At 65.2% G+C, this 2227-nt stretch carries 4 protein-coding genes; 1 reads left to right on the forward strand and 3 read right to left on the reverse strand.

Annotated elements, in window-relative coordinates:
- Positions 1-146: 146 nt before the first annotated feature.
- Complete coding sequence (locus EOD07_RS31505; protein ID WP_127238052.1) at positions 147-446, reverse strand: AzlD family protein; 300 nt, start codon at positions 444-446, stop codon at positions 147-149.
- The gene (locus EOD07_RS31510) at positions 443-1186 is read right to left on the reverse strand and encodes an AzlC family ABC transporter permease (protein WP_127238055.1); all 744 of its coding nucleotides are present in this window, start codon (positions 1184-1186) and stop codon (positions 443-445) included. Before EOD07_RS31510 ends, EOD07_RS31505 begins: the two co-directional genes overlap by 4 nt.
- Positions 1187-1355: 169 nt before the next feature.
- Between EOD07_RS31510 and EOD07_RS31515 the strand changes: the two genes are divergently transcribed.
- Positions 1356-1814 carry an Lrp/AsnC family transcriptional regulator gene (locus EOD07_RS31515; RefSeq protein ID WP_127238053.1) on the forward strand — a complete coding sequence of 153 codons (459 nt, stop codon included), beginning with the start codon at positions 1356-1358 and terminating at the stop codon, positions 1812-1814.
- 38 nt (positions 1815-1852) lie between these two features.
- Here the strand turns inward: EOD07_RS31515 and EOD07_RS31520 are convergent, their stop codons facing one another.
- Complete coding sequence (locus EOD07_RS31520) at positions 1853-2173, reverse strand: plasmid stabilization protein (protein WP_127238054.1); 321 nt, start codon at positions 2171-2173, stop codon at positions 1853-1855.
- Positions 2174-2227 lie beyond the last annotated feature (54 nt).

The following is a 2227-nucleotide window of genomic DNA, read 5'->3' on the forward strand; positions in this document are numbered from 1 at the left end:
CGCTTGTCAATGCTATAGTCGATCCGCGAGGCAGCGACGGCGAAAGGCTGGATGCCGCGCTGAAGCGGCATGCGGGCGGGCAGGGCGAAGGCGACGCCGCTCCGGTCCAGCCGGACGAACTCGGACTTTACGGCGGCTGAGGCCTGCTAACCGATCAGCCACCGCAACGCTCCCGCCGAGCCAACCCCGATCACCACCGTCGGCAGCATCGATAGCCTTGTCGCGGCAAGCACGGTTATGGCCAGTGCCGCGAGGTCGGCCGGGTTCCTCGAGACGAAGTCCGGCGCGATCACCGAGATCAGCACGCAGCCGGGCGCCGCCTCCATCACCGCCGTGGCGCGGGGACTGAGCGTGCGGTTCCTCAACACCAGATAGCCGCCGATGCGGGTGAGATAGGTCACGCCGGCCATCGCCAGGATGGCGAGCACGGTCATCGGGTCGATCATTTCTCGCCTGCCAGGAACCACGCGGCCACCAGGCCGGAAAGCGCGCCGGCCGCCACATACCAGGCACCGGGCACGGTGAGATAGACGAGAGCCGCCACGACCAGGCTGACCAGCCAAGGCCGCGCCGCGACAAAGCCCTTCCACATGCCGCGCAGCAGAACCAGGAAGACGGCCGGGAAGGCCATCGCGAAACCATATGTCTGGACGTCGCCGAGCACCGGGCCGAGCGCCGCGCCGCAGGTCGTGAACGCCACCCAGGCGAGATAGAAAGGCAGGCCGGCGCCCAGGTAAAAACCCAGGCTGAAAGCCGGCCGCAGGCCGGAGGCGGCGCGGCGTTGCGCGTCGGCCAGGCCCACCGCCCAGCTCTCGTCGCACATCAGGAACAGCGCAGGAAACACCTTTCGCTTCGGCAGGTGCTTGATGAATGGCGCAAGTGCGGCGCCCATCAGGAAATGCCGGCTGTTGACCAGAAGCGTGATGGCGGCGATCAACAATATATGCGGCGGCGAGGTCCAGAGCTGGATCGCGGCGAATTCGGAGCCGCCGGCGAAGTTGAGGCCGGTCATCAGCGGCACCTCGGCGACAGAAAGGCCTTTCTGCCCGGCCTGCGCGCCGAGAACCAGCGCATAGGGGATGATGCCGAGCAGCACCGGCGTCGAGGCGGCAAGCCCGCGCCTGAACTCGGCGCCGCGCCCATAGGTGGTCTGGCCCTCGGCGAGGGCGATCTCCGAAATGCTCATGGCTTCGCCTTCGGCGGCCTCGCGGCCCGCCATTCTCCCGGTCGGTTGTGGGTTGTCGATTGGCGCACAATAGCCGAAACGCTCGGCAATCGGGTTGCGAAGATGCGTCTTTTCTGCCATGATTTGGCATTGGGTAGCGCATTCAGGCAAAAGATTGGAATTGTGAGCTATGAAGCTGGATGAGATCGACAGACGCATCCTGCGCGCCTTGCAGCGCGACGGGCGCATGGCCAACAACGATCTGGCGAAGGAGGTCGGCCTGTCGCCATCACCATGCTTGCGGCGCGTGAAACTGCTGGAGGAGGCGGGCGTGATCGATCGCTATGTCGCGGTGCTCAACCCGGTCAAGATCGGCCGCGGCCAGACCTTCTTCACCCGCATCTGGCTGAAGCAGCAGGACGAGGACACGATCGAGCATTTCGCCGCCGAGGTGGCGAAATTCCCGGAAGTGATGGAGTGCTACCTGATGCTGGGCGATTGCGACGCCATGGTGCGCATCGTGGCGGCCGGCATCGATGACTACCGCCGCTTCCAGTCGGAGCATCTGAGCCGCATCAAGGGCGTCCAGAACGTCAAGACGGACGTGCCCAGCCAGACGATCAAGCAGACCTCGGAGATGCCGCTGTGAAGGCTTCCTTCCTCCCACAAGAGGAGAAGGGGAAGTCCTCAATGATGCGCGTGGTGCTCCGCATTCCTCTTGCGTGTCGCAGCCGCTTTCTTGGCCGACGCCGAACGCGCGGCCGCGGAGCGCCCGCCCGACGCCTTGCCGCCCATCCTGCCGCCCTTATGCGCGGCCGGATTGCCGGTGTGTTTGCCGCGGCCGGAGCCGCCTTCCTTCTTGCCCCCGGCGTCGTCCTTGTTGACCGTCGCCCAGGCGCGCCGTTCTGCTTCCTTCTCGGATACGCCGCGCCTCTCGTAGCCTTCGGCGATATGGTCGGCCTTGCGTTCCTGCTTGTCGGTGTATTTCGATTTGTCACCACGTGGCATTGTCCTGCTCCTTTGTTGCACTGAGTTAAATCACGAGGGTTCAAGCCCCTTTCT

This window comes from Mesorhizobium sp. M2C.T.Ca.TU.002.02.1.1 (assembly GCF_003997225.1).

What these genes read in the sequence shown, in the direction of transcription:
- EOD07_RS31515 (WP_127238053.1), top strand. Translation starts at nt 1,356, where the DNA reads ATGAAGCTGGATGAGATCGACAGACGCATCCTGCGCGCCTTGCAGCGC.
- EOD07_RS31510 (WP_127238055.1), bottom strand. Translation starts at nt 1,186, where the DNA reads ATGAGCATTTCGGAGATCGCCCTCGCCGAGGGCCAGACCACCTATGGG.
- EOD07_RS31505 (WP_127238052.1), bottom strand. Translation starts at nt 446, where the DNA reads ATGATCGACCCGATGACCGTGCTCGCCATCCTGGCGATGGCCGGCGTG.
- EOD07_RS31520 (WP_127238054.1), bottom strand. Translation starts at nt 2,173, where the DNA reads ATGCCACGTGGTGACAAATCGAAATACACCGACAAGCAGGAACGCAAG.